The 26,217-nt window shown below is 69.4% G+C and carries 22 protein-coding genes; 18 read left to right on the forward strand and 4 right to left on the reverse strand.

Annotated elements, in window-relative coordinates:
- Window positions 1-111 precede the first annotated feature (111 nt).
- Window positions 112-804, forward strand: coding sequence for a demethylmenaquinone methyltransferase (locus ACWC2B_RS29455; RefSeq protein WP_450721836.1), 693 nt, complete (start codon window positions 112-114; stop codon window positions 802-804).
- Here ACWC2B_RS29455 and ACWC2B_RS29460 read toward each other — a convergent pair whose 3' ends face one another.
- Complete coding sequence (locus tag ACWC2B_RS29460; protein WP_450721905.1) at window positions 805-1,362, reverse strand: GNAT family N-acetyltransferase; 558 nt, start codon at window positions 1,360-1,362, stop codon at window positions 805-807. It abuts the gene before it with no gap.
- A 139-nt stretch (window positions 1,363-1,501) separates the two neighbouring features.
- Between ACWC2B_RS29460 and ACWC2B_RS29465 the strand changes: the two genes are divergently transcribed.
- Complete coding sequence (locus ACWC2B_RS29465; RefSeq protein ID WP_450721838.1) at window positions 1,502-2,785, forward strand: geranylgeranyl reductase family protein; 1,284 nt, start codon at window positions 1,502-1,504, stop codon at window positions 2,783-2,785.
- Window positions 2,786-2,806: 21 nt separating this feature from the next.
- Here the strand turns inward: ACWC2B_RS29465 and ACWC2B_RS29470 are convergent, their stop codons facing one another.
- Both ACWC2B_RS29470 and ACWC2B_RS29475 read right to left on the reverse strand, forming a co-directional pair.
- On the reverse strand, window positions 2,807-3,349 hold the full coding sequence (locus tag ACWC2B_RS29470) for a hypothetical protein (RefSeq protein WP_450721840.1): 543 nt from the start codon (window positions 3,347-3,349) through the stop codon (window positions 2,807-2,809).
- Window positions 3,350-3,495: 146 nt separating this feature from the next.
- Window positions 3,496-4,329, reverse strand: a complete 834-nt coding sequence (locus ACWC2B_RS29475) for a C40 family peptidase (RefSeq protein ID WP_450721842.1) — start codon at window positions 4,327-4,329, stop codon at window positions 3,496-3,498.
- Between the two features lie 787 nt (window positions 4,330-5,116).
- On the opposite strand from ACWC2B_RS29475, the gene ACWC2B_RS29480 reads away from it, so the two are divergent.
- From ACWC2B_RS29480 to recQ, 15 genes are all read left to right on the forward strand, one after another.
- The gene (locus ACWC2B_RS29480; protein WP_030494815.1) at window positions 5,117-5,476 is read left to right on the forward strand and encodes an NADH-quinone oxidoreductase subunit A; all 360 of its coding nucleotides are present in this window, start codon (window positions 5,117-5,119) and stop codon (window positions 5,474-5,476) included.
- A gap of 17 nt (window positions 5,477-5,493) precedes the next feature.
- Window positions 5,494-6,048: a NuoB/complex I 20 kDa subunit family protein gene (locus tag ACWC2B_RS29485; protein WP_100578785.1), complete on the forward strand. Its 555-nt coding sequence runs from the start codon at window positions 5,494-5,496 to the stop codon at window positions 6,046-6,048.
- Window positions 6,045-6,770 carry an NADH-quinone oxidoreductase subunit C gene (locus ACWC2B_RS29490; RefSeq protein WP_450721845.1) on the forward strand — a complete coding sequence of 242 codons (726 nt, stop codon included), beginning with the start codon at window positions 6,045-6,047 and terminating at the stop codon, window positions 6,768-6,770. Before ACWC2B_RS29485 ends, ACWC2B_RS29490 begins: the two co-directional genes overlap by 4 nt.
- On the forward strand, window positions 6,770-8,104 hold the full coding sequence (locus ACWC2B_RS29495) for an NADH-quinone oxidoreductase subunit D (RefSeq protein WP_450721847.1): 1,335 nt from the start codon (window positions 6,770-6,772) through the stop codon (window positions 8,102-8,104). Before ACWC2B_RS29490 ends, ACWC2B_RS29495 begins: the two co-directional genes overlap by 1 nt.
- 17 nt (window positions 8,105-8,121) lie before the next feature.
- Window positions 8,122-8,934 (forward strand): NADH-quinone oxidoreductase subunit NuoE, encoded by an 813-nt coding sequence (gene nuoE / locus ACWC2B_RS29500; RefSeq protein ID WP_450721907.1) that lies wholly within the window; start codon window positions 8,122-8,124, stop codon window positions 8,932-8,934.
- Entirely contained in the window at window positions 8,934-10,295 is a 1,362-nt protein-coding gene (gene nuoF / locus ACWC2B_RS29505; protein WP_450721849.1) for an NADH-quinone oxidoreductase subunit NuoF, read from the forward strand. The genes nuoE and nuoF overlap by 1 nt, the downstream gene beginning before the upstream one ends.
- The gene (locus ACWC2B_RS29510) at window positions 10,292-12,796 is read left to right on the forward strand and encodes an NADH-quinone oxidoreductase subunit G (protein ID WP_450721851.1); all 2,505 of its coding nucleotides are present in this window, start codon (window positions 10,292-10,294) and stop codon (window positions 12,794-12,796) included. The genes nuoF and ACWC2B_RS29510 overlap by 4 nt, the downstream gene beginning before the upstream one ends.
- On the forward strand, window positions 12,793-14,145 hold the full coding sequence (gene nuoH, locus ACWC2B_RS29515; RefSeq protein ID WP_450721853.1) for an NADH-quinone oxidoreductase subunit NuoH: 1,353 nt from the start codon (window positions 12,793-12,795) through the stop codon (window positions 14,143-14,145). Before ACWC2B_RS29510 ends, nuoH begins: the two co-directional genes overlap by 4 nt.
- Window positions 14,146-14,185: 40 nt before the next feature.
- Entirely contained in the window at window positions 14,186-14,839 is a 654-nt protein-coding gene (gene nuoI / locus ACWC2B_RS29520) for an NADH-quinone oxidoreductase subunit NuoI (RefSeq protein WP_450721855.1), read from the forward strand.
- Window positions 14,836-15,660, forward strand: a complete 825-nt coding sequence (locus ACWC2B_RS29525; protein ID WP_450721857.1) for an NADH-quinone oxidoreductase subunit J — start codon at window positions 14,836-14,838, stop codon at window positions 15,658-15,660. The genes nuoI and ACWC2B_RS29525 overlap by 4 nt, the downstream gene beginning before the upstream one ends.
- The gene (gene nuoK / locus ACWC2B_RS29530) at window positions 15,657-15,956 is read left to right on the forward strand and encodes an NADH-quinone oxidoreductase subunit NuoK (RefSeq protein WP_053728780.1); all 300 of its coding nucleotides are present in this window, start codon (window positions 15,657-15,659) and stop codon (window positions 15,954-15,956) included. The genes ACWC2B_RS29525 and nuoK overlap by 4 nt, the downstream gene beginning before the upstream one ends.
- A gap of 14 nt (window positions 15,957-15,970) precedes the next feature.
- The gene (gene nuoL, locus ACWC2B_RS29535) at window positions 15,971-17,917 is read left to right on the forward strand and encodes an NADH-quinone oxidoreductase subunit L (RefSeq protein WP_450721859.1); all 1,947 of its coding nucleotides are present in this window, start codon (window positions 15,971-15,973) and stop codon (window positions 17,915-17,917) included.
- Between the two features lie 4 nt (window positions 17,918-17,921).
- Window positions 17,922-19,493: an NADH-quinone oxidoreductase subunit M gene (locus ACWC2B_RS29540; protein ID WP_450721861.1), complete on the forward strand. Its 1,572-nt coding sequence runs from the start codon at window positions 17,922-17,924 to the stop codon at window positions 19,491-19,493.
- Entirely contained in the window at window positions 19,490-21,142 is a 1,653-nt protein-coding gene (gene nuoN, locus ACWC2B_RS29545) for an NADH-quinone oxidoreductase subunit NuoN (RefSeq protein ID WP_450721863.1), read from the forward strand. Before ACWC2B_RS29540 ends, nuoN begins: the two co-directional genes overlap by 4 nt.
- Window positions 21,143-21,545: 403 nt before the next feature.
- Window positions 21,546-23,402 (forward strand): DNA helicase RecQ, encoded by a 1,857-nt coding sequence (recQ, locus tag ACWC2B_RS29550; RefSeq protein WP_450721865.1) that lies wholly within the window; start codon window positions 21,546-21,548, stop codon window positions 23,400-23,402.
- 58 nt (window positions 23,403-23,460) lie between these two features.
- On the opposite strand, the gene fahA is transcribed toward recQ, so the two are convergent.
- Complete coding sequence (gene fahA, locus ACWC2B_RS29555; RefSeq protein ID WP_450721867.1) at window positions 23,461-24,687, reverse strand: fumarylacetoacetase; 1,227 nt, start codon at window positions 24,685-24,687, stop codon at window positions 23,461-23,463.
- A 221-nt stretch (window positions 24,688-24,908) separates the two neighbouring features.
- Between fahA and ACWC2B_RS29560 the strand changes: the two genes are divergently transcribed.
- A complete protein-coding gene (locus ACWC2B_RS29560) occupies window positions 24,909-26,144 on the forward strand; it encodes a carboxylate--amine ligase (protein WP_450721909.1) in 1,236 nt (411 codons plus the stop codon).
- The last annotated feature ends 73 nt before the right edge of the window (window positions 26,145-26,217 follow it).

Below are 26,217 nucleotides of genomic sequence, written 5' to 3' on the forward strand. Positions count from 1 at the left end.
CTCTCGTGGTTCCGCGCCCCCGTGGCACGGAAAGCAGAATGTACGTGGCCCGGCCGAGCGGGTGAGGGCCGGGCCACCGGCCGGGGATCACGTACTGCTTGAATGGGAAGCGTGACCCGCGCATCCCTGGACAAGCAGCCGCACGAAGTCGCCTCGATGTTCGACGACGTCGCCGCGCACTACGACCTGACCAACGACGTGCTCTCCCTCGGCCAGGCCCGGCTCTGGCGCAAGGAGGTCGCGAAGGCGGTCGACGCGCGGCCCGCGCAGAAGGTGCTCGACCTCGCGGCCGGCACGGCCACCTCCTCGCGGCCCTTCGCCGCGGCGGGCGCCTACACCGTGCCCTGCGACTTCTCGCTCGGGATGCTCAAGGTCGGCAAGGAGCGCCAGCCCCACATGCCGTTCACGGCGGGCGACGCGACGAAGCTGCCCTTCCGCGACGACACGTTCGACGCGGTGACGATCTCCTTCGGGCTGCGCAACGTCCAGGACACGGACGCCGCGCTGCGGGAGATGTACCGGGTGACCAAGCCCGGCGGGCGGGTCGTGATCTGCGAGTTCTCCCAGCCGACGTGGAAGCCGTTCCGGACGGTGTACACGGAGTACCTGATGCGGGCGCTGCCGCCGGTGGCCACGGCCGTGTCCTCCAACCCGGAGGCGTACGTCTACCTCGCGGAGTCGATCCGGGCCTGGCCCGCCCAGGACGCGCTCGCCGCGCGGCTCCAGGGGGCGGGCTGGTCCAAGGTGGCGTGGCGGAACCTGACGGGCGGGATCGTGGCGCTGCACCGGGGTTTCAAGGCCTGATCAGTCCTCAACCAGTTCCAGTCGGAAGCACGGGATCTGCACGCCCGACCTCTGCGACTCGTACGTTCTCGACAGGGTCATTCCCAGCCGTTCCGTCACCGCCAGCGAGCGGGTGTTCTGGGGGTGGACCATCGCGACCACGTGGTCCAGGCCCTTCGCGCGGACGCGGTCGATCGTGGCCCGCGCCGCCGCCGTCGCATAGCCGCGGCCCCAGTGCGCTCGGCCAAGGCGCCAGCCGATCTCCACTTCGCCCGCCGGGCCCCAGTCGTCCAGGGGCCAGGGCTGGGCGCCGGTGAACCCGACGACCTCGTCGTTCTCGTCCAGCATCGTCCAGAAGCAGAAGCCGCGTTCGGCGTCGTGCTTGCGCTGGCGGGCGGTCAGTTCCTCGTACACGGAGACCTCCGCGGAGCGGCCGCCGTGGAACTCCATCACCTCCGGGTCGTCGAACACCCGGTGCCAGGCGTACGCGTCCTCCTCGGTGGGCACGCGCAGCCGCACCACGGGCAGGGACTTCTCCGGCGTGGAGGGCGGCGTGGAGGACGGTACGGAAGAGGGCATGGCGGACGGTACGGAGGACTCGGCGGACTCGGAGCTCATGGCGTGGCAACCCTTCGCGATGTCGATCAACAGCCACCCATAGACTGCACATGTCCTGTGCTTCTCGGCACGCAAATTCGAGTCTTCGGGAGATCCCGCTGTGACCGAGCCGCTCTCCGAACACACCGCGGACGTGATCGTCGTCGGGGCCGGTCCGGCCGGTTCGACGACCGCGTACTACCTGGCCAAGGCCGGACTCGATGTGCTGCTCCTGGAGAAGACAGCGTTCCCGCGCGAGAAGGTGTGCGGCGACGGGCTGACCCCGCGCGCCACCAAGCAGCTCGTCTCGATGGGGATCGACATCTCCGAAGAGGCGGGCTGGCTGCGGAACAAGGGCCTGCGGATCATCGGCGGCGGCGTCCGCCTCCAGCTCGACTGGCCTGACCTCGCCTCGTACCCGGACTACGGACTCGTGCGCAAGCGCGACGACTTCGACGAGCAGCTCGCCCGGCAGGCGCAGAAGGCCGGGGCGCGCCTGTACGAGCGCTGCAACGTCGGCGCGCCGATCGTCGACGAGCGCAACGGCCGCATCACCGGCGTCCACGCCAAGCTCGGCGAGGAGAAGACCCCGGTCACCTTCCACGCCCCGCTCGTCGTCGCCGCCGACGGCAACTCGACCCGGCTCTCGCTCGCCATGGGCCTGCACCGGCGCGAGGACCGCCCGATGGGCGTGGCCGTGCGGACCTACTTCACCTCGCCGCGGCACGACGACGACTACCTGGAGTCCTGGCTCGAACTCTGGGACCGGCGCGGCCCGCAGGAGCGGCTGCTCCCCGGCTACGGCTGGATCTTCGGCATGGGCGACGGCACGTCCAACGTCGGCCTCGGCATCCTGAATTCGTCCTCCGCGTTCCGGGAGCTCGACTGGCGCGAGATCCTCAAGGCGTGGTGCGCGTCCATGCCCGAGGACTGGGGCTACACGCCGGAGAACATGACGGGCCCGATCCGCGGCGCCGCCCTCCCCATGGCCTTCAACCGCCAGCCGCACTACACCAAGGGCCTGCTGCTCGTCGGTGACGCGGGCGGTCTGGTGAACCCGTTCAACGGCGAAGGCATCGCCTACGCCATGGAGTCGGGGCAGATCGCCGCGGACGTCATCGTCCAGGCGCACGCCCGCGCGACCCCGTCCCAGCGCGAACTGGCCCTGCACGCCTACCCGAAGATCCTCAAGGACACCTACGGCGGCTATTACACGCTGGGCCGCGCCTTCGTGAAGCTCATCGGCAACCCGAAGGTCATGAAGATCGCGACCCAGCGCGGGCTCACGCACCCGATGCTGATGAAGTTCACGCTGAAGATGCTGGCCAACCTGACCGACCCGACGGGCGGCGACGCGATGGACCGCATCATCAACGGCCTCTCCAAGGTGGCTCCCAAGGCCTGAGTCAGGGCCCTCGCCGCGTCGCTAGAAGCGCCGCTCCACCTCGTCCGTCCACCGGACGGGGACTTCTCCGGCGAACCGGGACAGACCGGTGCGCAGTTCGTCCGCGGAGAGGTCCCCGCCCTGGCGGCGGGCTATGTATTCGTGCCGTTTGCCGCTGTGCAGCGTCACCCACACCGCGCGATGGTGCTCGTAGCCGCCCGCGTGGCTCTCGTCGCCGTGCTCCCAGATCGCCACGGTGCCGACCTCGATCTCCCGGACCTCCGCCCAGGGCGCGTCGAAGCGCGTGGCGAGGTGTATCCCCGCCGCGTCCGCCCGGATGACCGGGCGCACCGCGCCGTACACGCACGCCAGGACCAGGAACGCGCCGGCGCTCAGGACGAACAGGGCGAAACCCCAACCGAAGGCGAGTTTGGCCCAGTCGACGGGCCCGTCCCAGGGCCGGATGCCGGTCAGCATCCACAGGCCGAGCAGCACGAACACGGTCCCGATCGCGGCGAACATGCCGAGCCCGTCGGCGTAGACCTCGTACGACTGCGGTTCCGAGTCCCGCGCCTGCTCATCCATGCACGCACCCCCTGATATGTGCATGCTGCCCCGGAACAGGCAGAGTTCAACACATTCCGGGCATGCCGAAGGGCCGTCGCTCCCGAGCGGGGGAGCAACGGCCCTTGCAGGCGGTGCTGATACGGCTCAGAAGGCCGCTGTACGCCTCAGAGAACGCGGACGGCGCCGGTGGGCTGGTCGTAGTCCAGGCTGCGCTCGACGACACCGGACGACGGGTTCTGTGCGCCGACGAACTTGCCGCCGCCCACGTAGATCGCCACGTGGTACGCGGAGCCGGAGCTGCCCCAGTACAGGATGTCGCCCGGCTGCAGGTTGGACAGCGAGACCTGGGTGCCGGTGGCCGACTGGTCCTGCGAGACGCGCGGCAGGTCGACGCCGACCTGGCGGTAGGCGGCCTGCACGAGACCGGAGCAGTCGTACGCGCTGGAGCCGGTGGCGCCGGAGACGTACGCCTTGCCGACCTGGGCCAGCGCGAAGTTCACGATGGCGGCGGCGGAACCGGTGGCCTTGGAGGCCTTGAACGACGTGCCGGTGGAGGTGGAGCCGCTGTCCGAGGAGGCGCTGAGCGTCTTGCGCTCGGACGAGCGGGAGGCGCGCTCGGCGGCGGCGTCGGCCTTGGCCTTCGCCTCGGCTTCGGCCTTCGCCTTGGCCTCGGCGGCCTTCTGCTCCGCGTCGTCCTTCGCCTTCTTGGCGTCCTTGGCGGCGCTGGACGCGGCGGCGTCCTGGGCGGCCTGGAGCTGGAGGTCGGCGGCGACCGTCTTGGTGGCCTGCGCCGTGGCGGCCGCGGTGGTCGCGAGGTCGCCGGTCAGCGTGGGCATCTCGATGGTCTCGTTCACCGGCTGGGAGGCGATGGCCGGGGCGGCCGCGCCTGCCAGCGCGATGGTGCTGAGTACGCCACCGGCAACTCCGGCCCGAAGCGAGACCTTCGAGGCGCTGCGGCGGGGCTTCCGGTGGCTGGGTATGTGAGCGGTGTGGGACATGGGTACAACCGCTATCAGGGGTTCAGGGTTCCCTTCAAGAAACGTGTGCTGCGCCACAGTTGGTGGCGGAAGAGCCGAATCCGCTTCTTGCCAGCACTTATTGACGCCGTAACGGACAAACCTGGCATGCGCGATCAGGGCTGTGATCATGTGTTTTCCATGAAACGCCCGAATTGCCCGGCGCTTACCATCCCCTCACGTCGATGGCCAAGCCCCGTTGATTCCACGACCGTTGACGAGTGACGCAGGTCACATCGCGGGTTGATCCAGCCGGCCGGGGGGAGGAGGTGGGCCCTCTGTGCGCGGAGGTGAGCCCCTCGGGGGGCGGGGGTGGACCCTCAGGAGGAGGGGGTGGCTCTCGTGAATGGGTGCACACGTCCACCTTTGGGTGCTGAAGTCCCTCTCGGGGGTGACGGGCGCCCGCTTATCACCGGACGCCCGTCCACCGCCAATTTGCCTGTAGCGCACATCGCTTGATAAAGCCAGACGGCCGCCGACCAGCGGTAACACCTCGGGATGTCACGTCTCGTGATCACTCAGGCGCTTCGGGTATGAAGATCACCGCTCATCCGACTTCATGATCCTTCGTCAGGTGGTGGAGATCACAAAGGCGTTGTCGCACCCCGTGTCGCAGATCACAGACCGCCGGGCATAGGATGCGGGGCAGTCGGGCTTGTGAACTGCCTCACATGTACGCGATCTTCGTGCGGAACGGCGAGGCGGTGAGGTTTTCGCGAGACCCGCTGTGCGGTCCAACGGTCAAGGACGACTGGAAGGAGCGAGGAGCGTGAATGCCTACGCGCCCATCCTCGTGCTCGGCGCCCTCGGGGCAGGGTTTGCGATCTTTTCCGTGGTCATGGCCACGCTAATCGGCCCAAAAAGGTACAACCGGGCGAAACTTGAGGCGTACGAGTGCGGCATCGAACCCACTCCCACGCCGGCCGGCGGCGGCCGCTTCCCCATCAAGTACTACCTGACGGCGATGCTCTTCATCGTCTTCGACATCGAGATCGTCTTCCTCTACCCCTGGGCGGTCACCTTCGACGCCCTGGGGCTTTTCGGGCTCGTGGAGATGCTGCTCTTCGTGCTCACCGTCTTCGTCGCCTACGCGTATGTGTGGCGGCGCGGCGGCCTGGAATGGGACTGAGGGGCTGAGGGGCACCTATGGGACTCGAAGAGAAACTGCCTAGCGGCTTCGTACTGACCACTGTTGAGCAGGCCGCGGGCTGGGTGCGCAAGGCGTCCGTCTTCCCCGCCACCTTCGGCCTGGCCTGCTGTGCCATCGAGATGATGACGACGGGCGCGGGCCGCTACGACCTGGCCCGCTTCGGCATGGAGGTCTTCCGTGGCTCCCCGCGCCAGGCCGACCTGATGATCGTGGCCGGCCGGGTCAGCCAGAAGATGGCGCCGGTCCTTCGGCAGGTCTACGACCAGATGCCCAACCCCAAGTGGGTGATTTCCATGGGGGTTTGCGCATCTTCGGGCGGAATGTTTAACAATTACGCAATTGTTCAAGGTGTTGACCATATTGTCCCGGTAGATATCTACCTGCCCGGTTGCCCACCCCGGCCCGAGATGCTGCTCGACGCCATCCTCAAGCTCCACCAGAAGATCCAGGGCTCCAAGCTCGGGGTCAATCAGGAGGAGGCGGCCCGCGAGGCGGAGGAGGCGGCCCTCAAGGCGCTCCCCACCATTGAGATGAAGGGGCTGCTGCGGTGAGCTCTCCCGATACTCCGGACACCCCCCAACAGAACGGCGTGCCCGCCCAGCGCGACGACACCGGCGAGGTCATCGGCGTACGCAAGGGCATGTTCGGCGCCGCGAACGGCGGCGACACCAGCGGCTACGGCGGTCTCGTCCGCACCGTGACGCTGCCGGGCGCCTCCTCGCGGCCGTACGGCGGCTACTTCGACGAGGTGGCCGACGAACTCGAAGGCGCCCTGGAGGAGCAGGACCTGCTCCCCGGGAACGCCATCGAGAAGACGGTCGTCGACCGCGGTGAGCTCACCTTCCACATCGCGCGCGAGCACCTCCCGCGGGTCGCCCGCACCCTGCGCGACGACCCCGCCCTGCGCTTCGAGCTCTGTACGGGCGTCAGCGGGGTCCACTTCCTCGGGGACAGAGGGCGTGAACTGCACGCCGTCTACCACCTGCGGTCCCTGACCCACGGCCGGCTGATCCGGCTCGAAGTCAGCGCCCCCGACAGCGATCCGCACATCCCCTCGCTCGTCGAGGTCTACCCGACCAACGACTGGCACGAGCGCGAGACGTACGACTTCTTCGGCATCGTCTTCGACGGCCACCCCGCCCTCACCCGGATCATGATGCCGGACGACTGGCAGGGCTTCCCGCAGCGCAAGGACTACCCCCTCGGCGGCATCGCGGTCGAGTACAAGGGCGCCCAGATCCCGGCTCCGGACCAGCGGAGGTCGTACAGCTGATGTCCACATCGAACGGAACGTCCCACGCGTCTGCCCGTGAGACCACCGAGGGGACTGTATATACAGTCACCGGCGGCGACTGGGACGAGGTCGTCCAGTCCGCGGCCAAGGCCGACGACGAGCGCATCGTCGTCAACATGGGTCCCCAGCACCCCTCCACGCACGGCGTGCTCCGGCTGATCCTGGAGATCGACGGCGAGACCGTCACCGAGGCCCGCTGCGGAATCGGTTATCTGCACACCGGCATCGAGAAGAACCTCGAATTCCGGACCTGGACGCAGGGCACCACCTTCGTCACGCGCATGGACTACCTGACGTCGTTCTTCAACGAGACGGCGTACTGCCTCGGCGTCGAGAAGCTTCTCGGCATCACCGACCAGATCCCCGACCGGGCCACGGTCATCCGGGTCCTGCTCATGGAACTCAACCGGCTCTCCTCGCACCTGGTGTGCATCGCGACCGGCGGCATGGAGCTCGGCGCGACCACGATCATGATCTACGGCTTCCGGGATCGTGAACTCATTCTCGACCTCTACGAGTTGATCACCGGCCTGCGGATGAACCACGCGTTCATCCGCCCCGGCGGACTCGCCCAGGATCTGCCCCCGGGCGCGGTGGACCAGATCCGCGAGTTCGTGAAGACCATGAAGAAGAACCTGCCCGAGTACGACAAGCTCGCCACGGGCAACCCCATCTTCAAGGCCCGCATGCAGGACGTCGGATACCTCGACCTGACCGGCTGCATGGCGCTCGGCGCCACCGGGCCGATCCTGCGCTCGGCCGGTCTGCCGCACGACCTGCGCAAGACCGACCCGTACTGCGGCTACGAGAACTACGAGTTCGACATCCCGACCGCCGACACCTGCGACGCCTACGGCCGCTTCCTGGTCCGCCTGGAGGAGATGCGCCAGTCGCTCAGGATCGTCGAGCAGTGCCTGGACCGGCTCCAGCCGGGCCCGGTCATGGTCGAGGACAAGAAGATCGCCTGGCCCGCGCAGCTCGCGCTCGGCCCGGACGGACTCGGCAACTCCCTCGACCACATCAAGAAGATCATGGGCACCTCGATGGAGTCCCTGATCCACCACTTCAAGCTGGTGACCGAGGGCTTCCGGGTTCCCGCCGGACAGGCCTACGTGGCCGTCGAGTCGCCCAAGGGCGAACTCGGCGTGCACGTCGTCTCCGACGGCGGCACCCGCCCCTACCGGGTCCACTTCCGCGACCCGTCCTTCACCAACCTGCAGGCCATGGCGGCCATGTGCGAGGGCGGCCAGGTCGCCGACGTCATCGTCGCCGTCGCGTCCATCGACCCCGTGATGGGAGGCGTCGACCGGTGACAGACATCCAATTGGGCATGCCTCAACTGCCCGCGCCCGGCTACCCGGCCGACGTACGCGCCCGGCTCGAAGCGGACGGCAAGGAGATCGTCGCCCGCTACCCCGACAGCCGCTCCGCGCTGCTGCCGCTCCTCCACCTCGTCCAGGCGGAGGAAGGCTTCGTCTCGCGCACCGGCATGGCCTTCTGCGCGGACCTCCTGGAGCTGACCACGGCCGAGGTCACGGCCGTGGCCACCTTCTACTCCATGTACCGGCGCAAGCCGTCGGGCGAGTACCAGGTCGGCGTCTGCACCAACACGCTGTGCGCGGTGATGGGCGGCGACGCCATCTTCGACGAGCTCAAGCGGCACCTGGGCGTCGGCAACAACGAGACGACCGACGACGGCAAGGTCACCCTCGAACACATCGAGTGCAATGCCGCCTGCGACTTCGCACCCGTCGTGATGGTCAACTGGGAGTTCTTCGACAACCAGACGCCCGAGAGTGCCAAGCGCCTGGTCGACGACCTGCGCGCGGGCCGCCAGGTGGAGCCCACCCGGGGCGCGCCCCTGTGCACGTACAAGGAGACCGCGCGCATCCTGGCCGGCTTCCCCGACGAGCGGCCCGGCGCGGTCGCGGCGACCGGCGGCGCGGGACCGGCCTCGCTGGCCGGCCTCAGGCTCGCCAGGGGCGAGACCCCGGGCGCGCGCGTGGTGCACCCCCGCGGCGAGGAACCCCACGACGAACCCCAGCCAGGCGCCCGCCACTTGAGCTCGCACGACGCACCACAGCAGACCTCCGCGTCCGACCCCGAGCACCCGGCGGGCCCGGTCACAGAGGAGGGGGAGTGATGACCTTGGCAACCGAGATCGAAGGAAACGGGAACGGGAGCAGCCCTGAGAAGCTCCTGTCACCGGTCCTCTCCGCCTTCTGGGACCAGCCGGAATCCTGGACCCTGGAGACCTACCGGCGCCACGACGGCTACAAGGGTCTGCGCAAGGCGCTCGCCATGACGCCGGACGACCTCATCGCGTACGTCAAGGACTCGGGCCTGCGCGGCCGTGGCGGCGCGGGCTTCCCCACCGGGATGAAGTGGCAGTTCATTCCCCAGGGAGATGGCAAGCCGCATTATCTGGTTGTCAACGCCGACGAGTCGGAGCCCGGGACCTGCAAGGACATCCCGCTCCTGTTCGCCAACCCGCATTCCCTCATCGAGGGGATCGTGATCGCCTGCTACGCGATCCGTTCGTCGCATGCCTTCATCTATCTGCGGGGCGAAGTCGTCCCCGTACTGCGGCGGTTGCACGAGGCCGTGAAGGAGGCCTACGCGGCGGGCTACCTCGGCAGGAACATCCTCGGCAGTGGTCTGGACCTCGAACTCACAGTGCACGCGGGCGCGGGCGCGTACATCTGTGGCGAGGAGACCGCACTCCTGGACTCCCTCGAAGGCCGTCGCGGCCAGCCCCGGCTGCGTCCTCCCTTCCCCGCTGTGGCCGGTCTGTACGCGTGCCCCACTGTCGTCAACAACGTGGAATCCATCGCGTCGGTTCCCGCGATCCTGAACCGGGGCAAGGACTGGTTCAAGTCGATGGGGAGCGAGAAGTCGCCCGGCTTCACGCTGTATTCGCTCAGCGGGCACGTCACCAGCCCCGGCCAGTACGAGGCGCCGCTCGGCATCACGCTGCGCCAGCTGCTCGACATGAGCGGCGGGATGCGCAAGGGCCACCGGCTCAAGTTCTGGACGCCGGGCGGCTCTTCGACCCCGATGTTCACCGACGAGCACCTCGATGTGCCACTGGACTACGAGGGCGTGGGCGCGGCCGGTTCGATGCTCGGCACCAAGGCGCTCCAGTGCTTCGACGAGACCACCTGCGTGGTGCGGGCGGTCACCCGCTGGACCGAGTTCTACGCCCACGAGTCCTGCGGCAAGTGCACGCCGTGCCGGGAAGGGACGTACTGGCTGGTCCAGTTGCTCCGCGACATCGAGGCCGGCAAGGGCTCGATGGACGACCTCGACAAGCTGAACGACATCGCCGACAACATCAACGGCAAGTCGTTCTGCGCCCTCGGCGACGGCGCCGCCTCGCCGATCTTCTCCTCGCTGAAGTACTTCCGCGAGGAGTACGAGCAGCACATCACGGGCAAGGGCTGCCCCTTCGACCCCGCCAGGTCCACCGCCTGGGCGGACGACAGCACGGAGGTGAACGCATGACTGTGACGACGAGTAGCGCTTCCTCCGGGGGCGGCGAGGCGGCCGTGCCGCCGGAGGATCTCGTCTCGCTGACCATCGACGGCATCGACATCAGCGTCCCCAAGGGCACGCTGGTGATCCGCGCCGCCGAACAGCTCGGCATCGAGATCCCGCGGTTCTGCGACCACCCGCTGCTCGACCCGGCCGGCGCCTGCCGCCAGTGCATCGTCGAGGTCGAGGGCCAGCGCAAGCCGATGGCGTCCTGCACCATCACCTGCACCGACGGCATGGTGGTCAAGTCCCAGCTCTCCTCGCCGGTCGCCGAGAAGGCCCAGCGCGGAGTGATGGAACTCCTCCTGATCAACCACCCGTTGGACTGCCCGGTCTGCGACAAGGGCGGCGAGTGCCCGCTGCAGAACCAGGCGATGCAGGTCGGTGACACGGATTCACGTTTCGAAGGCAAGAAACGCACCTATGAGAAGCCGGTCCCGATCTCCACCCAAGTGCTCCTGGACCGCGAGCGCTGCGTGCTGTGCGCCCGCTGCACCCGGTTCTCCAACCAGATCGCCGGCGACCCCATGATCGAGCTGATCGAGCGGGGCGCGCTCCAGCAGGTCGGCACGGGGCAGGGCGACCCGTTCGAGTCGTACTTCTCCGGAAACACCATCCAGATCTGCCCCGTCGGCGCGCTGACCTCGGCGGCGTACCGCTTCCGCTCCCGGCCCTTCGACCTCGTGTCGTCGCCGTCGGTGTGCGAGCACTGCGCGGGCGGCTGCGCGACCCGCACCGACCACCGGCGCGGCAAGGTCATGCGGCGCCTGGCGGCCGACGACCCCGAGGTCAACGAGGAGTGGATCTGCGACAAGGGCAGGTTTGGATTCCGGTACGCGCAGAAGGCGGACCGTCTGACCACGCCCCTGGTGCGCGACTCGGAGACCGGTGAACTCGAACCGGCCAGCTGGCCCGAGGCGCTTGAGGCGGCCGCCGCCGGACTCGCCGCCGCGCGCGGCCGGGCCGGGGTGCTCGCCGGCGGTCGGCTGACCGTCGAGGACGCGTACGCCTACGCCAAGTTCGCGCGGATCGCCCTCGACACCAACGACGTCGACTTCCGGGCCCGCGTGCACTCCGCCGAGGAGGCCGACTTCCTGGCGGCCCGGGTCGCCGGACACGGCCGGGACCTCGACGGGCGGGGCGCCACCTACACCTCCCTGGAGAAGGCGCCGGCCGTCCTGCTCGCCGGGTTCGAATCCGAGGAGGAGGCGCCCGGCGTCTTCCTGCGGCTCCGCAAGGCCTGGCGCAAGCACGGCCAGCGCACCTTCTCGCTCGCCACCCACATGACGCGCGGCCTGCACAAGGCGGGCGGCACGCTGCTGCCCGCCGCACCCGGCACCGAGACCGAGTGGCTGGACGCGCTCGCGGGCGGCGTCGGCCTGGACGCCGACGGCGCCAAGGCGGCCGAGGCACTGCGCTCCCCGGGCGCCGTCCTCGTCGTCGGTGAACGGCTCGCGGCGGTGCCCGGCGCGCTGACCGCCGCCGTACGCACGGCCTCGGCGACCGGCGCCGAACTGGTGTGGATCCCGCGCCGGGCCGGGGAGCGCGGCGCGGTCGAGGCGGGCGCGATCCCGTCGCTGCTGCCCGGCGGCCGCCCGGCCACCGACCCGCGCGCCCGCGAAGAGGTCGCCTCGGCCTGGGGCGTACGCGAACTCCCGCACCGCTACGGGCGCGACACCGGCCAGATCGTCGAGGCCGCGGCCACCGGCGAACTGGGCGCGCTGCTCGTCGCGGGCGTCGACCCGGCCGATCTGCCGGACCCGGCGCGCGCCCGCGAGGCCCTCGCAGAGGCCTTCGTGGTCAGCCTGGAGCTGCGGCCCACCGAGGTCACCGCCCACGCGGACGTGGTCCTGCCGGTCGCGGCCGTCGCCGAGAAGTCCGGCACCTTCCTCAACTGGGAAGGCAGGGCGCGCCTGTTCGAGGCCGCGCTGAAGCCGGAGCAGCTGACCCGCACCCCGGCGCCCACGGACGCGCGGGTGCTCCACATGCTGGCCGACGCCTTGGATGTCCATTTCGCCCTGCCCGATGTCCGTGCCGTACGCGGCGAGATGACGCGGCTCGGCACCTGGGACGGGCCGCGCGCGAGCGAGCCCCTGGAGTCGGCGCAGGCGCTGCCGAGGCCCGCCCTGGGCGAGGCGGTCCTCGCCGGTCACCGGATGCTGCTCGACCAAGGCAGCCTCCAGCAGGGCGACGAGGCGCTGGCCGGCACCCGACACGCGGCCGTCGCCAGGCTCTCCGCGACCACGGCGGCCGAGTCCGGCGTCAAGGACGGCGACCTCCTTGAGGTCACCGGACCGGCCGGCCACGTCCAACTCCCGCTCCAGGTCAGCGAGATGCCCGACCGGGTGGTGTGGCTGCCGCTGAACTCCGTCGGAGGCGGCGTCACCGCCGACACCGGCGCGGTCCCCGGCCAGGTCGTCCGCATCGGCCCGGCCGTTACGGAAGCCCCCTCGGAGGTGGTGGAGGCGTGATCACGCTCGCTGCGGAGGACCTCTCCCTGTTCGGCCGCGACCCCTGGTGGCTCGTCGTCGTCAAGGCCGTCTTCTGCTTCGCGTTCCTGATGGTGACCGTGCTGTTCTCCATCGTGTGGGAGCGCAAGGTCGTCGCCTGGATGCAGCTGCGCATCGGCCCCAACCGGCACGGCCCCTGGGGCATGCTCCAGTCGCTCGCCGACGGCATCAAGCTGATGCTGAAGGAAGACGTCATCGTCAAGCGGGCCGACAAGGTCGTCTACGTCCTCGCCCCGATCATCGCCGCGATCCCGGCGTTCATGGCGATCGCCGTGATCCCGTTCGGGCCCTCGGGCAACGAGGTGTCGATCTTCGGTCACCGCACCACGATGCAGCTCACCGACCTGCCGATCGCCATGCTGTACGTCTTGGCCGTGGCCTCGGTCGGCATCTACGGCATCGTGCTCGCCGGCTGGTCGTCCGGCTCGACGTACCCGCTGCTCGGCGGACTTCGCTCGTGCGCGCAGATGATCTCGTACGAGATCGCCATGGGCGCGGCCTTCGCCTCGGTGTTCCTCTACTCGGGGTCGATGTCGACCTCGAAGATCGTAGAGGCGCAGGGTGACCGCTGGTACATCGTGCTGCTTCCGGTCTCCTTCATCATCTACATCGTCACGATGGTCGGCGAGACCAACCGGGCGCCGTTCGACATGCCGGAGTCCGAGGGCGACCTGGTCGGCGGCTTCAACACCGAGTACTCGTCCATCAAGTTCGCGATGTTCATGCTCGCCGAGTACGTCAACATGGTCACCGTCTCGGCCGTCTCGGTCACCCTCTTCCTCGGCGGCTGGCGCGCCCCCTGGCCCATCAGCACCTTCTGGGCGGGCGCGAACCACGGCTGGTGGCCGATGCTCTGGTTCGTCATCAAGGTCCAGCTGCTGCTCTTCTTCTTCATCTGGCTGCGCGGCACCCTGCCCCGGGTCCGCTACGACCAGCTGATGAAGCTCGGGTGGAAGGTCCTCATCCCGGTCTCCGTGGTCTGGCTGATGCTGGTCGCGACCGTACGGGCGCTGCGCAACGAGGGCTACGACTTCTCGAAGATCGTGCTGTACGTCGGCGGCGCGGTGATCGCGGTGCTGCTGCTCTCCTTCGTCGCGGACATCTTCCGCGGCAAGAAGGAGGAGGCGCAGGCGACGGCGCCGCCCGCGGCGTTCGACCCGATGGCCGGCGGATTCCCGGTGCCCCCGCTGCCCGGCCAGACCCTTCCGCCCGTACCCCGCCGACGGCCGCGCCAAGAGCGCGAGTTGATTGTCAGTGGTGGGGTCGATACTGAGAGTGACCGAGAAGGAAGGGAGGACGACGGTGTCTGAGTCATCGACCGGTAAGTCGGGGAAGCCTGGAGAGCCGGGGATGCCCGGGGAGTCAGGGAAGCCCGGGGAGTCGGGGGAGAAGTTCCTCAATCCCGTGGCCGGCTTCGGCGTGACCTTCAAGGCCATGTTCAAGAAGCGGCTGACCGAGCAGTATCCGGAACAGCAGAAGATCACCGCGCCGCGCTTCCACGGCCGCCATCAGCTCAACCGGCATCCGGACGGCCTGGAGAAGTGCGTCGGCTGCGAGCTGTGCGCCTGGGCCTGTCCCGCCGACGCCATCTATGTGGAAGGCGCGGACAACACGGACGAGGAGCGCTACTCGCCGGGCGAGCGCTACGGCCGCGTCTACCAGATCAACTATGCCCGCTGCATCCTGTGCGGCCTGTGCATCGAAGCCTGCCCGACCAGGGCGCTGACGATGACCAACGAGTTCGAACTGGCCGACTCCTCCCGCGAGAACCTGATCTACACCAAGGAGCAGCTGCTCGCCGGGCTCGACGACACCACCATGGTCGACACCCCGCACGCGATCTACCCGGGCATGGACGAGCAGGACTACTACCGGGGCCTGGTCACCGAGGCCGCGCCCGGCACCGTCCGCCAAGTGGCGCTCAGCAAGGGGGAGCGGCCCCAGGAGGCGGCCTCCACCTTCGGTGAGGACGAGCCCGCGTCCGGCAAGGTGGTGGGGGCATGAGCGCGCCCGCCGAGCTGCTTGCCGCGGCCGCCTCGCACACCTCGACCGGTGAGGCCTTCCAGTTCTGGGTGCTCGGCACGGTCGCCGTGATCGGCGCCCTGTGCACGATCCTCATGAAGAAGGCCGTGCACAGCGCGCTCTGCCTGGCCGGAACCATGATCATCCTCGCGGTCTTCTACCTCGCCAACGGGGCGTACTTCCTGGGCGTCGTCCAGATCGTCGTCTACACCGGCGCGATCATGATGCTGTTCCTCTTCGTCGTCATGCTGGTCGGCGTCACGGCCGCGGACTCGCTGAGGGAGACCATCAAGGGGCAGCGCTGGTGGGCCGCGGCCTGTGGGCTCGGCTTCGGGGTGCTCCTCGTCGCCGGCATCGGCAACGCCTCATTGAAGAGCTTCAACGGGCTCGGCCAGGCCAACGCCAACGGAAACGTCGAGGGTCTTGCCACCCTGATCTTCACCAAGTACGTCTTCGCCTTCGAAATCACCGGCGCCCTGCTCATCACCTCGGCGGTCGGCGCGATGGTGCTCACCCACCGGGAGCGCACCGAACGCGCCAAGACCCAGCGGGAGATGTCCGAGGAGCGCGTACGCGGCAAGCACCTGCCCCCGCTGCCCGCCCCCGGCGTCTACGCCCGGCACAACGCGGTGGACATCGCGGGGCTGCTCCCCGACGGCACGCCCTCGGAGCTCACCGTCAACCAGACACTGCGCGGCCGCGGCCAGATCCGTGACGTGTCCAGCGAGGCGCTCGCCGACCTCAAGGCGCTGGAGCAGCGCTCCGAGGAGCGGCTCGGCCGGGACGAGGAGGCGGTCAAGTGAATCCGGTCAACTACCTCTATCTGGCAGCCCTGTTGTTCACCATCGGCGCCGCCGGAGTGCTCATCAGGCGGAACGCGATCGTGGTCTTCATGTGCGTCGAGCTGATGCTCAACGCCTGCAACCTCGCGTTCGTCTGCTTCTCCCGGCTGCACGGCAACCTCGACGGCCAGGTCATCGCGTTCTTCACGATGGTCGTCGCCGCCGCGGAGGTCGTCGTCGGGCTCGCGATCATCGTGTCGCTCTTCCGTTCCCGCCACTCGGCCTCGGTCGACGACGCCAGCCTGATGAAGCTGTAAGGGGTCGCTGAATCGTGGACAACCTCATTGCGCTGCTCATCGCGGCGCCTCTGCTCGGAGCGGCCGTACTGCTGTGCGGCGGCCGGAGACTGGACGGGATCGGCCACTGGCTGGGCACGCTGCTCGCCGGCGCGTCCTTCGTCCTCGGCGCGGTGCTCTTCGTCGACATGCTGGACCGCTCGGCCGGCCACCGCACGGTGACCAAGCACCTGTTCAGCTGGGTTCCGGTCGAGGGCTTCCAGGCCGACGTCGGCTTCCACCTCGACCAGCTCTCGATGACCTTCGTCCTGCTGATCACCGGTGTGGGCACGCTGATCCACATCTACTCGATCGGCTACATGGAGCACGACGAGAACCGCCGCCGCTTCTTCGGCTACCTCAACCTGTTCCTCGCGGCGATGCTGCTCCTGGTCCTCGCCGACAACTACCTTCTGCTGTACGTCGGTTGGGAGGGCGTGGGCCTCGCGTCCTACCTGCTCATCGGCTTCTGGCAGCACAAGCCCAGCGCGGCGACCGCCGCCAAGAAGGCCTTCCTGGTCAACCGGGTCGGCGACATGGGCCTGTCCATCGCCATCATGGTGATGTTCACGACGTTCGGCTCGTTCGCCTTCCCCGCCGTCCTCGGCGGCGCGGACGGCGCGAGCTCGGGGCGCAACACCGCCATCGGCCTGATGCTGCTGCTCGCCGCCTGCGGCAAGTCGGCGCAGGTGCCGCTGCAGTCCTGGCTCGGCGACGCGATGGAGGGCCCGACCCCGGTCTCGGCCCTGATCCACGCGGCGACCATGGTGACCGCGGGCGTCTACCTGATCACCCGCTCCGGCGCGGTCTTCAACGCGGTGCCCGACGTGCAGACGGCGGTCGTGGTCGTGGGCGCGGTCACGCTCCTGTTCGGTGCGATCGTCGGTTGCGCCAAGGACGACATCAAGAAGGCCCTGGCCGGCTCGACGATGTCGCAGATCGGCTACATGATCCTGGCCACCGGCCTCGGCCCGATCGGCTACGCCTTCGCGATCATGCACCTGGTCACGCACGGCTTCTTCAAGGCCGGGCTCTTCCTCGGTGCCGGCTCGGTCATGCACGGCATGAACGACGAGGTCGACATGCGCAAGTACGGCGGCCTGCGCAAGTACATGCCGGTCACCTTCGTCACCTTCGGCCTCGGCTACCTCGCCATCATCGGCTTCCCGGGCCTGTCCGGCTTCTTCTCCAAGGACAAGATCATCGAGGCGGCGTTCGCCAAGGGCGGCACCGAGGGCTGGATCCTCGGCGCGGTCACCCTGCTCGGCGCCGCGATCACCGCGTACTACATGACGCGCGTGATGATCCTGACCTTCTTCGGCGAGGAGCGCTGGAAGCACGCGAAGACCCCCCCGCCGGACCAGCCGAGCGTGGAGCCCGCCGCCGAGACGCACGGCGCCCACGACGCGCCGCACCCGCACGAGTCCCCGAAGTCCATGACGATCCCCATGATCGTGCTCGCCTTCGGCTCGGTCTTCGCGGGCGGCATCTTCGGCATCGGCGACCGGTTCGTGAAGTGGCTGGAGCCGATCACGTCCTTCAGCCACGGCGACTCCCCGGTGGGGGAGTGGACGGTCACCGCCGCCACCATCGTCTGCCTGCTGATCGGCGTGGGCCTCGCCATCGCCCAGTACGGCCGGGGACCCGTTCCGGTCGTCGCCCCGCGCGGCTCGCTGCTCACCCGGGCCGCCCGCCGCGACCTGCTCCAGGACGACTTCAACCATGTGGTCCTGGTCCGCGGCGGCGAACACCTCACCCGCTCGCTCGTCTACCTCGACCACAGCCTGGTCGACGGAGTCGTCAATGGAACCGCCGCCTCGGTCGGCGGGCTCTCCGGCCGGCTGCGCAAGCTGCAGAACGGCTTCGCCCGCAGCTACGCGGTCTCGATGTTCGGAGGTGCTGTGGTGATCATCGCCGCGACTCTGCTGATGAGGGCGGTGTAACGCAATGTCCTTCCCCCTCCTCACCGCGACGGCGGCCCTCCCGGCGCTCGGTGCGGTCGCCACCGCGGCCGTCCCGGCGGCCCGGCGGACCGCCGCCAAGTGGCTGGCCCTGCTGGTCTCTGTCGGCACCCTGGCGCTGGCCGCGATCCAGCTCGTACGGTTCGAACCGGGCGGCGCCCGCTACCAGTTGACCGAGTCCCACTCCTGGATCAAGGACTTCGGAGTCCGCTACGAACTGGGCGTCGACGGCATCGGGGTCGCCCTCATCGGGCTCACCGCGCTGCTCATCCCGTTCATCATCGCGGCGGGCTGGCACGACGCCGACCCCCTGGAGACGAACAGCAGCCGCTGGCGGCCCACCCAGGGCTTCTTCGCCCTGATCCTCGCCGTCGAGGCGATGGTGGTGCTCTCCTTCGAGGCCACCGACGTCTTCCTCTTCTACATCCTGTTCGAAGCCATGCTCATCCCGATGTACTTCCTCATCGGAGGCTTCGGCGACCGGGCGCACGCGCAGGGCGACGAGGCGGCGGCGACCCAACGCTCGTACGCGGCCGTCAAGTTCCTGCTCTACAACCTGGTCGGCGGCCTGATCATGCTGGCCGCCGTCATCGGCCTGTACGTGGTGGCGGGCTCGTTCTCGCTCAGCGAGATCGCCGAGGCCCGCGCGAGCGGCTCGCTCGACATGGCGACCAACACCGAGCGCCTGCTGTTCCTCGGCTTCTTCTTCGCCTTCGCGGTGAAGGCCCCGCTGTGGCCGCTGCACACCTGGCTGCCCAACGCGATGGGCGAGGCGACCGCCCCGGTCGCCGTGCTGATCACCGCGGTCGTCGACAAGGTCGGCACGTTCGCGATGCTGCGCTTCTGCCTCCAGCTCTTCCCGGAGGCCAGCAAGTGGGCGACGCCGGTGATCGTGGTGCTCGCCGTGATCAGCATCATCTACGGGGCGCTGCTCGCGGTCGGCCAGCGCGACATCAAGCGCCTGGTGGCGTACGCGTCGATCTCGCACTTCGGCTTCATCATCATGGGCATCTTCGCGATGACCAGCCAGGGCCAGTCCGGCGCCACGCTCTACATGATCAACCACGGGATCTCGACGGCCGCGCTGATGCTGGTGGCCGGCTTCCTGATCTCGCGCCGCGGCTCCCGGCTCATCTCGGACTACGGCGGCGTGCAGAAGGTCGCCCCGGTGCTCGCCGGCACGTTCCTGATCGGCGGTCTGGCCACGCTCTCCCTGCCGGGTCTCGCTCCCTTCGTGAGTGAATTCCTGGTCCTGGTGGGCACGTTCAGCCGCTACCCGGTCGCCGGAGTGGTCGCGACCCTCGGCATCGTCCTTGCCGCGCTCTACGTCCTCGTCCTCTACCAGCGGACGATGACCGGCCCGGTCAAGGCCGAGGTCCAGGGCATGCCGGACCTCAAGGTCCGTGAACTGCTCGTGGTGGCCCCGCTGATCGCGCTGCTGATCTTCCTCGGCGTCTACCCGAAGCCGCTGACGGACATCGTCAACCCGGCGGTCCGCCAGACCATGTCGGACGTACAGAAGAAGGACCCCAACCCGGTGGTGGAGGCGGCCAAGTGAGCTCATCAGCTGTCCACAGCCTGTGGACCACGGCGGCCGAGGGAAAGCTGGACAAGATCCCCGCGCCGCACATCGAGTACGCCCAGCTCGCACCCACGCTGATCGTGGTGGGCGCGGCGGTCCTCGGCATCCTCGTGGAGGCCTTCGTCCCACGCCGCAGCCGCTACTACGTGCAGGTGTTCCTGTCGGTGGTCGCGCTCGCCGCCGCGTTCGCCGCGGTGGTCGGCCTCGCGGCCGGCGGCTACGGCACGACCAAGGCCCACATCGCGGCCATGGGCGCGATCGCGGTGGACGGCCCGGCGCTCTTCCTGCAAGGCACCATTCTCCTGGCCTCGATCGTTGCGGTCTTCACCTTCGCCGAGCGGCGCCTGGACCCGGTGGCGCACGGCAACAAGGTCGACTCCTTCGCCGCGCAGGCGGCCTCCGTGCCGGGCAGCGACAGCGAAAAGGCCGCGGTCAAGGCCGGGTTCACCACGACCGAGGTCTTCCCGCTGGCCCTGTTCGCGGTCTCCGGCATGCTGGTCTTCCCGGCGGCGAACGACCTGCTGACCCTGTTCGTGGCCCTTGAGGTCTTCTCCCTCCCGCTCTACCTGCTGTGCGCGCTTGCCCGCCGCAAGCGGCTCATGTCGCAGGAAGCGGCGGTCAAGTACTTCCTGCTCGGCGCGTTCTCCTCGGCCTTCCTGCTCTTCGGCATCGCGCTCCTGTACGGCTACGCGGGCTCCGTCTCGTACGCCACGATCGCCGACGTCGTCAGCGGCTCGGTGCAGAACGTGGACCCGGCGCTCGCCGGCACCATGGGCAACGACGCGCTGCTGCTCATCGGCGGCGCGATGCTCCTGATGGGCCTGCTGTTCAAGGTCGGGGCGGTGCCCTTCCACATGTGGACGCCGGACGTCTACCAGGGCGCGCCGACGCCGGTCACCGGCTTCATGGCGGCGGCCACGAAGGTCGCGGCCTTCGGCGCCCTGCTCCGCCTCCTGTACGTGGTGCTGCCCGGCATGAGCTGGGACTGGCGGCCGGTGATGTGGGGCGTCGCGATCATCACGATGCTGGGCGGCGCGGTCGTCGCGATCACCCAGACCGACATCAAGCGGCTGCTCGCGTACTCCTCGATCGCCCACGCCGGGTTCATCCTGGCCGGTGTCATCGCGACCAACGCGGACGGCATCTCGTCGGTCCTCTTCTACCTCGGGGCGTACTCCTTCGTGACGATCGGCGCGTTCGCGGTGGTCACGCTGGTGCGGGACGCGGGCGGCGAGGCGACGCACCTGTCCAAGTGGGCGGGGCTCGGCCGGCGCTCGCCGCTGGTCGCCGCGGTCTTCGCGGTCTTCCTGCTCGCCTTCGCGGGCATCCCGCTGACCTCCGGCTTCTCCGGAAAGTTCGCCGTGTTCAAGGCGGCGGCGGAGGGGGGTGCCGGGGCGCTGGTCGTGGTCGGTGTGGTGTCCTCGGCGGTCGCCGCGTTCTTCTACATCCGGGTGATCGTGCTGATGTTCTTCAGCGAGCCGAAGGCGGATGGGCCGACGGTGGCGGTGCCGTCGCCGCTGACGATGACGGCGATTGCGGTAGGGGTGGCTGTGACGCTGGTGCTGGGTGTGGCGCCGCAGTACTTCCTTGACCTTGCGCACAGTGCGGGGGTGTTTGTGCGGTAGGAGGTGGGGGTGGGCGGGGCCTCGGCGCGGGTGGGTGGCGGCGGGGCCCTTTTGCTTCCCCACCCCGCCCCTTCCCGAGACCGTCCGGGGGATGGGGCTAGCTGAGACCGTTTCCTGGGGCTCTGCCCCAGACCCCGTTCGCCGCCGGTACTGGCCAGCACAACCCTGCCAGGGGCGCGGGGAACTGCGCGACCAGCCAGAGACGGCTCGCAGTCGAACGAATTCCCCCGCCGGGGGCCGGGGCGAAGCCCCGGCCCCCCTTCCCACCCCCGGAGGGCCTCGCGGCGCGGCTCGCGGAATCCGGGCGGGGCTGTGGATAACTCACGGGGGTGTCGGCCGGGGCGCCTATCGTTGCGAGGGTGAACGGTGAGGCAGCAGACGGACCAACGCGGGGGACAGACCGATGAGCGGAACGGGCGGGACACAGACGGTGACCGCGGAGACCGAAGCCCTGCAGACACTGCACCGGGTCTTCGGATACGAGGCCTTCCGCGGAGCCCAGGGCGAGGTGATCGAGCACGTCGTGGCGGGCGGCGACGCCGTCGTGCTCATGCCCACCGGCGGCGGAAAGTCGCTCTGCTACCAGATCCCCGCCCTGGTCAGGCCCGGTACGGGCGTCGTGATCTCCCCCCTCATCGCCCTGATGCAGGACCAGGTGGACGCGCTGCGCGCGCTCGGCGTGCGCGCCGGGTTCATCAATTCCACGCAGGACTTCGACGAGCGCCGCACCGTCGAGGCCGAGCTGCTCGCCGGCGAGCTCGACCTGCTGTACCTGGCGCCCGAGCGGCTCCGCGTGGAGGCCACCCTCGACCTGCTCTCCCGCGCCAAGATCTCCGTCTTCGCGATCGACGAGGCGCACTGCGTCGCCCAGTGGGGCCACGACTTCCGCCCCGACTACCTCGCCCTGTCCCTGCTGGGCGAGCGCTGGCCGGACGTGCCGCGCATCGCGCTCACCGCGACCGCCACGGACGCCACCCACCGTGAGATCACCCAGCGCCTCGGCATGCCGGACGCCCGGCACTTCGTGGCGAGCTTCGACCGGCCGAACATCCAGTACCGCATCGTGCCCAAGAGCGAGCCGAAGAAGCAGCTCCTCACCTTCCTCAAGGAGGAGCACGACGGCGACGCGGGCATCGTCTACTGCCTCTCGCGTGCCTCCGTGGAGAAGACCGCGCAGTACCTGAGCGACAACGGGGTGCAGGCCGTCCCGTACCACGCGGGTCTCGACTCCGGGACGCGCGCGCTCAACCAGTCGCGCTTCCTGAGGGAGGACGGCCTGGTCGTGGTGGCGACCATCGCCTTCGGCATGGGCATCGACAAGCCGGACGTGCGCTTCGTCGCCCACCTCGACCTGCCCAAGTCGGTCGAGGGCTACTACCAGGAGACCGGCCGCGCCGGGCGCGACGGGCTGGCCTCGACCGCCTGGATGGCGTACGGGCTCCAAGACGTCGTCCAGCAGCGGAAGTTGATCCAGGGCGGTGAGGGTGACGAGGCGTTCCGGCGCCGGGCGGCCGCCCACCTCGACGCGATGCTGGCGCTCTGCGAGACCGCCTCGTGTCGGCGGGCCCAACTCCTCGGCTACTTCGGCCAGGAAGCCTCGTCCGAGAACTGCGGGAACTGCGACACCTGCCTGACCCCGCCGCAGACGTGGGACGGCACGGTGGCCGCGCAGAAGGTGCTCTCCACCGTCGTGCGCCTTCAGCGGGAGCGGGGTCAGAAGTTCGGCGCGGGCCAGATCATCGACATTCTGCTCGGCCGCAGGACCGCGAAGATCATCCAGTTCGACCATGACGCGCTGTCCGTCTTCGGCATCGGGGAAGAGCTGTCCGAGCCCCAATGGCGGGGCGTGGTGCGGCAGTTGCTCGCCCAGGGGCTGCTCGCGGTCGAGGGGGAGTACGGGACGCTGGTCCTGACCGAGGTGAGCGCGGAGGTGCTCGGCGGCCGGCGCGAGGTCCGGATGCGGACGGAGCCGGAGAAGCCGGTGCGGGCGCCGCGGAGCTCTTCGAAGAAGCCCGCCGCAGCGGTGGACCTGCCGCCGGAGGCGCTTCCGGTCTTCGAGGCGCTGCGGGCGTGGCGTGGGGCCCAGGCGAAGGAGGCGGGCGTTCCGGCGTACGTCATCTTCCACGATGCGACCCTGCGGGAGATCGCGACGGTCCGGCCCGGATCGATGGAGGAGCTGGGCACGATCGGCGGGGTGGGTGAGAAGAAGCTCGCGACATGGGGCGAGGGCGTGCTGGGCGTCCTCGAAACCCTGACCTAGCCCCGCCCCGCCCCTTCCCCCTGCGGCACTCGGCGGGAAAGGGCGGGGCGGGGAGCGCTCACGCCGACGGAGTGATCCGGCCGCGTACCTCGCCGAGGCCCACCCGCACCCCGTGCGGCCCGGGCGCCCAGGCCGTCAGGGTGACCTCGTCGCCGTCCTCCAGGAACGTCCGCTTGCCGGAAGGCAGTTCCAGCGGCTCGGTGCCGTTCCAGGTGAGTTCGAGGAGGGATCCGCGCTGCCCGCGCTCGGGGCCGCTGACCGTCCCGGAGCCGTACACGTCCCCCGTCCGCAGCGACGCGCCGTTCACCGTCATGTGGGCCAGCTGCTGCGCGGCCGTCCAGTACATCGAGCCGAACGGCGGCTCGGCGACGACGGTGCCGTTGATCGACACCGTGATCCGGAGGTTGAACCCGCCGGGGACCTCCTCGGCCGAGTCGTCCAGGTAGGGGAGGAGGGGGAAGTCGCGGGCGGGCGGGGCGACGCGGGCTGCCGTCAGGGCTTCCAGCGGGGTCACCCACGCCGACACCGACGTCGCGAAGGACTTGCCGAGGAACGGGCCGAGCGGCACGTACTCCCAGGCCTGGATGTCCCGCGCCGACCAGTCGTTCAGGAGGAACAGGCCGAAGACGTGGTCGTCGAACGCGCCCAGTTCCACCCGCTCGCCCAGCCGCGACGGGGTGCCGACCACGAAGCCGACCTCCGCCTCGATGTCCAGCTTGGTCGAGGGGCCGAAGACCGGGGCCGGGTCCGACGGGGCCTTGCGCTGGCCCTGGGGGCGGGTCACCTCCGTGCCGGAGACCACGATCGTGCCGGAGCGGCCGTGGTAACCGATCGGCAGATGCTTCCAGTTGGGGGTCAGGGCCGCGCCGTCGGGGCGGAAGATCTGGCCCACGTTCGTCGCGTGGTGCTCGCTCGCGTAGAAGTCGACGTAGTCGGCGACCTCGTACGGCAGATGCAGCTCGACGTCGGAGAGCGGGTGAAGGAGGGGCTCCACGACCGGGCGGTGGGCGGGCACGGTCACCCAGGCGGTGAGCGCCCGGCGCACATCGCGCCAGGCCGTGCGCCCCGCCGCGAGCAGCGGGTTGAGGCTCGGCTTGGCGAGGAGCGCCGCGTACGGGGAGCCCAGCGCGTGCGCCGCCGCCCCCGCGTCCAGGACGTGGTCGCCGATGCGGACGCCGACCCTCCGGTCGGTCGGACGGTCCGGCGTGGTGAAGACGCCGTACGGGAGATTGTGCGGGCCGAAGGGGTCGCCCTCGGCCAGTTCGAGCGGGCTCTGCTCGGACATCGGTGCCTGCCTCGCTTTCCACGGGTGTGGGTCACACGTTACGTCGGCGGTGCGCGGGGCGGCAGTGCCTAAAGAGTTAGCAATGTCCGGAAATTCCGCCTCCGGAAGCGGTCATTCCCCCTTAGCGTCTCTGTCCGGGGCACGCCAGGCGAGGGGGCCGCGCGTCCCGCGGGGCTGTGGGCGTTCTCTGTCCCGAGGGGGGACTGGTGGCGGGCAGTAGCGTGCTGTTCAGGGCGGACCGGGACGTACCGGGACTGATCGTGAAGTTCGGGAACTATCCGTTGCATCACGGAGGAGTCGGCGCCATCCGCAGTCTCGGCAGACTCGGCGTGCCGATGTACGCGATCACCGAGGACCGCTGGACTCCCGCGGCCCACTCCCGTTACCTCAAGCACGCGTTCGCCTGGCCGACGACCGGCGCCGAGGAGCCGGACGCGCTGGTGGACGGGCTGCTCGGGATCGGCCGCCGGATCGGCCGCCCCACCGTGCTGATCCCCACCGACGAAGAGGCCGCGGTGCTGATCGCCGAGCACCAGAAGGAACTCGCCGAGCTCTTTCTGTTCCCGCCGGTGGCGCCGGAATTACCCCGGCGGCTCGCCAGCAAACAGGGGCTGCACGAACTGTGCGTGGAGCACGGGGTGCCGTCGCCGGCGGCCGCCTTTCCCGAAACGTACGCCGACGTCGAGGACTTCGCGCGGCACGCCCGCTTTCCGGTGGTGGCCAAGAACCGGGAGGCCTTCGTGCGGCGGCGCAGCCCGGCCGTGCCGGGCACGACCCGGATCGAGGACCGCGCGCACCTGCTCGCGCTGGCCCGCGGCTGGGGCGATCAGCCCGGGGTGATCCTCCAGGAGTACCTGCCGCGCGAGCAGGCCGAGGACTGGATCGTGCACGCGTACTTCGACGAGAACTCGGCCCCGCTCGCGCTGTTCACCGGCGTGAAGGTGCGGTCCTGGCCCCCGCACGCGGGGATGACGTCGAACGCGTACGTCGTCGACAACCCCGAACTGGCCGCGCTGGCCGAGCAGTTCGTCAAACGGATCGGCTTCACCGGCATCGTCGATCTCGACCTGCGCTTCGACCGCCGCGACGGCCGCTACAAGCTTCTGGACTTCAACCCGCGCATGGGCGCCCAGTTCCGGCTGTTCGAGAACGAGGCGGGCGTCGACGTCATTCGCGCCCAGCACCTCCACCTCACCGGCCGCCGGGTCCCGGAGGGCGAACAGCGGGCCGGGCGCCGCTACGTCGTCGAGAACATCGACCCGCCGGCGCTGCTCGCCTACCGGCGCAGCGGCTACACCACGCCCCACGCGCCCGAGCGCCCGACCGGCACCGAACTCGCGTGGGTCGCCGGGGACGATCTCAGACCCTTCTTCACGATGATGGCCCGCTTTGTGCGTCCCGGTGCACAGCATCTGTACCGGCTCTGGCGGAGTTCCCGCCGCGCGGTGACGAAGTAGATCCAGCGCTCAACTCCCTTGTCCGGCACGGTTGTTGATGCTGGATGGAGGGTGAGTCATATTCCTGGGAGGG

This window comes from Streptomyces sp. NPDC001415, assembly GCF_053597395.1.